We start from the raw sequence: 6,278 nt of genomic DNA on the forward strand, positions 1-6,278 counted from the left end.
TATTTCTGGAATAATAAAAAAAGCTTATGTAGCAGGACAAGATCCCTCAAATTTTAATAATACAGTTGATTTATTACTTGAAGATGGAACAATTCAATCTGTTGGTATTTATGCCAACAAAAAAAAAGATTCCAAGCTGTTTAAGATTGGCTATAGCGCAAGTATTGTATATGCGTTAGATGAGCTAAAACCTCAGGCAGCGCTAAATTTCGGACAAAAATATAATCAAATCGCTTTAGAAATGGCAGTTTCATTAGAGCCTGTAGAATAAGTTCCAATTTAGATTCAATTTAACATATCAAATCGGCAAGGCAAGCTTAATACTTAGCTTACTTTGCTAGATTTAAATCATTATTGTGTCAACTAACTATTTGCTATGATGTTATTAGCGTTAATATTATGATAAACCCAAACGTTTTTTGGTGGCAAATACTTTGAGTATAATTGCTTTGGTAACCTGATTGTGGAAAAACGTGGAAAAGGCCACAGTCTAATAAACTTATTGCCGAGACCGATAACGATAAACACTGGCAAAGCTACCTTTACGAGCCAGACTCTTACCGTCCCTTAGCCCTTCTTGTGCATGGTAATGCCCAACAAGATAACATCAAACTCTACTGGTATCAAAACGACCACCTCGGCACACCCATAGCCCTTACTGGCAGCTTGGGTGACACGCTCTACGAATGCCAGTATAATGCCTATGGGCAGATAATAAACGAAACCTACCATCAAGACGATTTCCATGCCCTGCCGGATAATCCGTTGAGGTTCCAAGGGCAATATTATGATGAGGAGACGGGGTTACATTACAACCTAAACCGTTATTACGACCCATTTACCGGCAGATATATCACCCAAGACCCACTAGGCATACTGGGTGGGTTAAATAGTTATCAATATGTCAATGGTGATCCGATAAATTGGATAGATCCGTTAGGGTTGATTAAGGTTGAAAATAATGGGTTTGAGGGAATAAATGCTGCCAATAATATTGGATCTTCTCTAAAATTAGGTGAAACGCAAGCAATTAACGGAGTAAGTGTCACAAGAGTTGGGCGGTGGATGTCTCTCCAAGAACTTGAGCAAATGCAAAGTACAGGGAAAGTTGTCCAAGGTGGAGGTGGACAAACCTTTATCTCTATTAATGGAGCCAATGATTTTAAAGGCGTAGCTGCAAATGGCTCAGTTTATGTAGAATTTGATGTCCCAACTAATAGTTTAATTCAAGGAGGTAAAGAAGGATGGTATAAATTGTTAGGTTCTGATGCAAAACTTTCACAAAAATACCTTTTAAATAAACAAGGTGGAACTCTGACACCAAATGTAAGTAACATTAGAATAGTCGACAAAAAATAGGAGGTATAAAATATGGATATAAATTATTTTAAAAAAGAATTAGCGCCTAGATTGAAAAATTATAAATTAACTTATAGTTCATATCCCAATGGGGATTTTGGTTCTATGGAACGAGTGGTCATAGAAGGAAATAATAAAATTGCTGGTATTGATTTTTGGTCGAAAGGTTGGTTAAATATTGATATTTATGATTTAATTTTAGATGATCAAATAATGAATATCTTGTTGGAACCATCTGAAATAAGGCAACAAAATAATGCTATTCTAAAATTTATAGAAATACTTTTAAATGAAAAATAAAATTGAAATTATTTATGGTGATATTACTAAAATCACAGTTGATGCTATTGTCAATGCAGCGAATAGTTCTCTATTAGGTGGAAGCGGTGTTGATGGTGCTATTCATCGTATAGGTGGTAAACAAATTTTAGAAGAATGTCAAAAGATACGATCTAAACAAGGCGGTTGTAAAGTTGGTAATGCTGTTATTACAACAGCAGGAAATTTACCTGCTGAATATGTAATTCATACAGTAGGGCCTCGTTGGAGTGGAGGAAATAATAATGAAGTTGAATTATTGAAGAACTGTTATTTAAATTGCTTTAAACTTGCTTATGAGAATAATGTAAAAACTATTTCTTTTCCTAATATAAGTACAGGAATTTATAAATTTCCCAAAGATAAAGCTGCTGAAATAGCATTGCAAATAGTTAAATCTAGTTTATTTAAATATCATAATTTAGAAAAAATAAATATTGTCTGCTATGAAGTTGATAACTATGAAATTTACTGTTCACTAATGCAATAATTTTTTTATGATAATGAGCATAAAATTACACTTCTGTTACAGTTGTATTTGAACTATATCGCAATTTCCACCCAATTGCTCTGATCAGTTTTAACCACTATAAAAATATCGGCATAAAAAGCAATCTGTTCAAACTAACGTCTTTTTGAAGTTATTCAGGGCAATTGTGGCTGGCAATACCAGTATAACGAGTATGGTGAACGCACGGAAGCGATAAGTCCAGAAGGTAAGATGACATGCTATAAATATAATCAAAATAGGCAAGATAATTGTATTCATTACCAGCATAATGCCTTAGGACAAATCACAAAAATCACCTACCCGAATAACACCACTCGTGAGTATCAATACAACGCTTATGGCAAAGTGACTTGGTTTAAAGATGAAGCGGGTAAAGTCACAGAATATGACTACGCTTCGCCATTACATTTAATGACCGAAAAGCGGCTGCCAGATGGCGAACGGCTGAAATTTCGTTATGATAATATCCATCTACAAATCAGTGAAATTGAAAATCAGAAAGGGGAACGTTACCGCTTCAGCTACACGCCAACGGGGCAATTGAGTGAAGAAATTGGTTTTGACGAGGTAAAAACCACTTATCATTACGATTTAAATGGCTATTTAATTGAAAAACACGAGTATGGTAACCAACATGATGAAAAACCGCTCATTACCCGCTACCAACGTGATAGCCGTGGAAAACTCATCGTAAAAGAGCTAGCTGATGGCATAAAAGAGCACTATAGTTACAATCAGAATGGATTATTAACACAAATACTCGATGGGCAATCGGTTTTAGGATGGGAATATAATAAAGTTGGTCGTTTAACGGCCGAGCACCAAAACTGGGCGACTATCCGCCATCGCTACGATGAAATCACCGGCTTACTCAATGGCACTAAACTGCCCGATGGGCAATGGTTAGAATATCATTACAATCAGGGTCAGCTACTGGGGATGACACTCGACCACCAGCCATTAGCCGCTTTTCGTTGGGATAAACAAGGGCGAGAGTATGAACGCCGTCAGGGTAATGGGCTGGTTAACCGTTACCAGTATGACCCGCTAGGGCAACTTATTGCCCATCAACGTTATCATAGTTATGATATCAGCACCCAAACCTCGCCAACGCCAATTTGGCAACAGCAATATCACTACAATCCTAACGGACAGCTTGCCGAAATCACCGGACATCAGCCACGCCGTTACCGTTATGATAACGCCGGTCAATTACACACAGTGACTTACCCTGAGGTCAATCCCGAGCAACATCATGCTGAAAAAGTCGAGCAGTTTGATTATGACCCAACGGGCAATAAAATCAGTGAAACCCAAGCACTAGCCCCCACGCCTTTTCATGCCAATATCGCCAAAGGCAACCGATTAACCTTTTTTAGTGATAAACACTTTGAATATGACCGCTTTGGTAACTTAATTGCCGAAAAGCGCGGAAAAGACCACAGTCTAGTTACCCACTATCAATACGACTGCCGGCATCGACTTATCAAAGTGATTAAACCGACGGGGCTTATCATCACTTATACTTATGATGCCTTTAACCGTCGTACCAGTAAAACGGTAGACGGCAAAACCACCGAATTTATCTGGCAAGGTAGTCGGCTTATTGCCGAGACCGATAACGATAAACACTGGCAAAGCTACCTTTACGAGCCAGACTCTTACCGCCCATTAGCCCTTGTGCACGGCAATGCGCAGCAAGACAATATCAAACTCTACTGGTACCAAAACGACCACCTCGGCACACCCATAGCCCTTACCGGCAGCTTAGGTGACACGCTCTATGAATGCCAGTATAATGCCTATGGTCAGATAATAAACGAAACCTACCATCAGGACGATATAGATTCCCTGCCGAATAATCCGTTAAGGTTCCAAGGGCAATATTATGATGAGGAGACGGGGTTACATTACAACCTAAACCGTTACTATGACCCGTTTACGGGCAGATATATCACCCAAGATCCAATTAAATTAATGGGTGGCTGGAATTACTATCAATATGTGAACAGTGATCCCGTACAATGGGTTGATCCTTTAGGATTAATAAAAGGTATCGAAAATACTGGTTCTTTACATGAATTAGATCCTGTTGATAATCTTTTATATGGCTCTAGAGTAAATGAAAATTTACCAGGGGCTACAGGTATACCGATACCAAATCGGCCTACACCATTAGAGCTTGAGCTACTTAGTGAAAAACATGGCGTTGAATTTGCAGTCACATATAAATATGGTAAAGGAATGCATGGTCGTGGTGGGCAGTATTATTTGCATTCAGGAGAAAGAGCAAAAGTAACCATTCCATTAGAAAAAGATAGAATATTGGTTTATCATACACACCCACAAGGAACAGCTTATGCGAGCCCTCAAGATATGCAAATAATGTTACTTTTAGAAAGATTGGGATCACCACAGCGAAGTTCTCAAATTATTCCATCGGGAAAAGCTGTCATTCGCTTTAATGCTAAAAAAGGAAAACTTTAATGAATATTAATGAATTTAATTACTTATGGGATGGCAGTGAGCAAGGATGGTGTTTGATTAACTTAAGCGATAATCCAGCAAATCCCATTTATGTTATACAAAATATTATAACACATATGGCGTTAATTATTGAAGATGATGAAATTGCTCAGTTAGTTATAGATAAAATGTTAAAAGAAAACGTTACTATAAAAAAACTTTAGCTATAAAACATATCTATTTTTCGGATCATATTGTAAATTTGGATATAGAGGCAAATAGTAATTATGCATAAATTTTAGAAAAATTACTATTCTGAAAAGTGAAATAATCCTATTATACAAAGTGTCGCCTAATGGACAGCTTGCCGAAATCACCGGACATCAGCCACGCCGTTATCGTTATGATAACGCTGACCAGTTACACACCGTGACTTACCCTGAGGTCAATCCCGAGCAACATCATGCTGAAAAAGTCGAGCAGTTTGATTACGACCCAACGGGCAATAAAATCAGTGAAACCCAAGCGCTAGCCCCCACGCCTTTTCATGCCAATATCGCCAAAGGCAACCGATTAACCTTTTTTAGTGATAAACACTTTGAGTATGACCGCTTTGGTAACCTGATTGCGGAAAAGCGCGGGAAAAACCACAGTCTGGTTACCCACTATCAATACGACTGCCGGCATCGACTTATCAAAGTGATTAAACCGACGGGGCTTATCATCACCTATACTTATGATGCCTTTAACCGTCGTACCAGTAAAACGGTAGACGGCAAAACCACCGAATTTATCTGGCAAGGTAGTCGGCTTATTGCCGAAACGGATAACGATAAACACTGGTAAAGCTACCTTTATGAGCTAGACTCTTACCGCCCATTAGCCCTTGTGCACGGCAATGCGCAGCAAGACAACATCAAACTCTACTGGTATCAAAACGACCACCTCGGCACACCCATAGCCCTTACCGGCAGCTTAGGTGACACGCTCTATGAATGCCAGTATAATGCCTATGGTCAGATAATAAACGAAACCTACCATCAGGACGATATAGATTCCCTGCCGGATAACCCATTAAGATTCCAAGGGCAATATTATGATGAGGAAACAGGGCTTCATTATAACCTAAACCGTTACTACGACCCATTTACCGGCAGATATATTACTCAAGACCCACTTGGCATACTGGGTGGGTTAAATAGTTATCAATATGCCGGTAGTGATCCGATAAATTGGATAGATCCGTTAGGATTGATTAAGGTTGAAAATAATGGGTTTGAGGAGGTTGCTGGAGAGGGAGCCAAAAGCTTACAACAATTAGCAAAAACAGAAATGGACAATCTAGCTGCTCTATATAACAATAAAAACATTCATCCTAAAGATTTTACCATTTCAGTAAATGGTAAAATACTCGTCGCCGATAAAAATGTCAGTATTGGAGCACCGGTATTCACTGGAGCATCTGAGGCTGATGTTATGGCTTATTTTAAACGTCTATCTGGTGTTGATACTATGCCAACAGCAAAAATTATTCCGGGGAAAGGAACGATATATTCAATTAAGATCACAGAAGGTCCCAATGCTGGTAGTAATATTACGTTAAGAAATTTTTCCGAATCTGTAG

At 38.5% G+C, this 6,278-nt stretch carries 7 protein-coding genes and 1 pseudogene; all 8 read left to right on the forward strand.

Annotated elements, in window-relative coordinates:
* Positions 1–271, forward strand: a pseudogene (locus A9G41_RS14200) (hypothetical protein); the annotation flags it as partial.
* Positions 272–579: 308 nt separating this feature from the next.
* The gene (locus tag A9G41_RS04185) at positions 580–1,359 is read left to right on the forward strand and encodes an RHS repeat-associated core domain-containing protein (RefSeq protein WP_075539350.1); all 780 of its coding nucleotides are present in this window, start codon (positions 580–582) and stop codon (positions 1,357–1,359) included.
* Positions 1,360–1,371: 12 nt separating this feature from the next.
* Entirely contained in the window at positions 1,372–1,659 is a 288-nt protein-coding gene (locus A9G41_RS04190; RefSeq protein WP_075539351.1) for a hypothetical protein, read from the forward strand.
* The gene (locus A9G41_RS04195) at positions 1,649–2,167 is read left to right on the forward strand and encodes an O-acetyl-ADP-ribose deacetylase (RefSeq protein WP_075539352.1); all 519 of its coding nucleotides are present in this window, start codon (positions 1,649–1,651) and stop codon (positions 2,165–2,167) included. Before A9G41_RS04190 ends, A9G41_RS04195 begins: the two co-directional genes overlap by 11 nt.
* Positions 2,168–2,398: 231 nt before the next feature.
* Positions 2,399–4,675, forward strand: a complete 2,277-nt coding sequence (locus A9G41_RS04200) for an RHS repeat-associated core domain-containing protein (RefSeq protein ID WP_075539353.1) — start codon at positions 2,399–2,401, stop codon at positions 4,673–4,675.
* Positions 4,675–4,878 (forward strand): hypothetical protein, encoded by a 204-nt coding sequence (locus tag A9G41_RS04205; RefSeq protein WP_065583384.1) that lies wholly within the window; start codon positions 4,675–4,677, stop codon positions 4,876–4,878. Before A9G41_RS04200 ends, A9G41_RS04205 begins: the two co-directional genes overlap by 1 nt.
* A gap of 121 nt (positions 4,879–4,999) precedes the next feature.
* Positions 5,000–5,500 carry an RHS repeat domain-containing protein gene (locus tag A9G41_RS04210; protein WP_065583385.1) on the forward strand — a complete coding sequence of 167 codons (501 nt, stop codon included), beginning with the start codon at positions 5,000–5,002 and terminating at the stop codon, positions 5,498–5,500.
* Positions 5,501–5,542: 42 nt separating this feature from the next.
* Positions 5,543–6,278 (forward strand): RHS repeat-associated core domain-containing protein (locus A9G41_RS04215; RefSeq protein ID WP_179854676.1); only part of this gene is annotated, 736 nt, incomplete at its 3' end.

Origin of the sequence: Gilliamella sp. Nev5-1, assembly GCF_001690895.1 — a bacterium.
GTDB classification, from domain to species: Bacteria; Pseudomonadota; Gammaproteobacteria; order Enterobacterales; family Orbaceae; genus Gilliamella; species Gilliamella apicola_C.

Bases quoted from the DNA above. Each gene is read 5' to 3' on its own strand.
- A9G41_RS04195 (WP_075539352.1), top strand. From the start codon at position 1,649: ATGAAAAATAAAATTGAAATTATTTATGGTGATATTACTAAAATCACA.
- A9G41_RS04200 (WP_075539353.1), top strand. From the start codon at position 2,399: ATGACATGCTATAAATATAATCAAAATAGGCAAGATAATTGTATTCAT.
- A9G41_RS04205 (WP_065583384.1), top strand. From the start codon at position 4,675: ATGAATATTAATGAATTTAATTACTTATGGGATGGCAGTGAGCAAGGA.
- A9G41_RS04190 (WP_075539351.1), top strand. From the start codon at position 1,372: ATGGATATAAATTATTTTAAAAAAGAATTAGCGCCTAGATTGAAAAAT.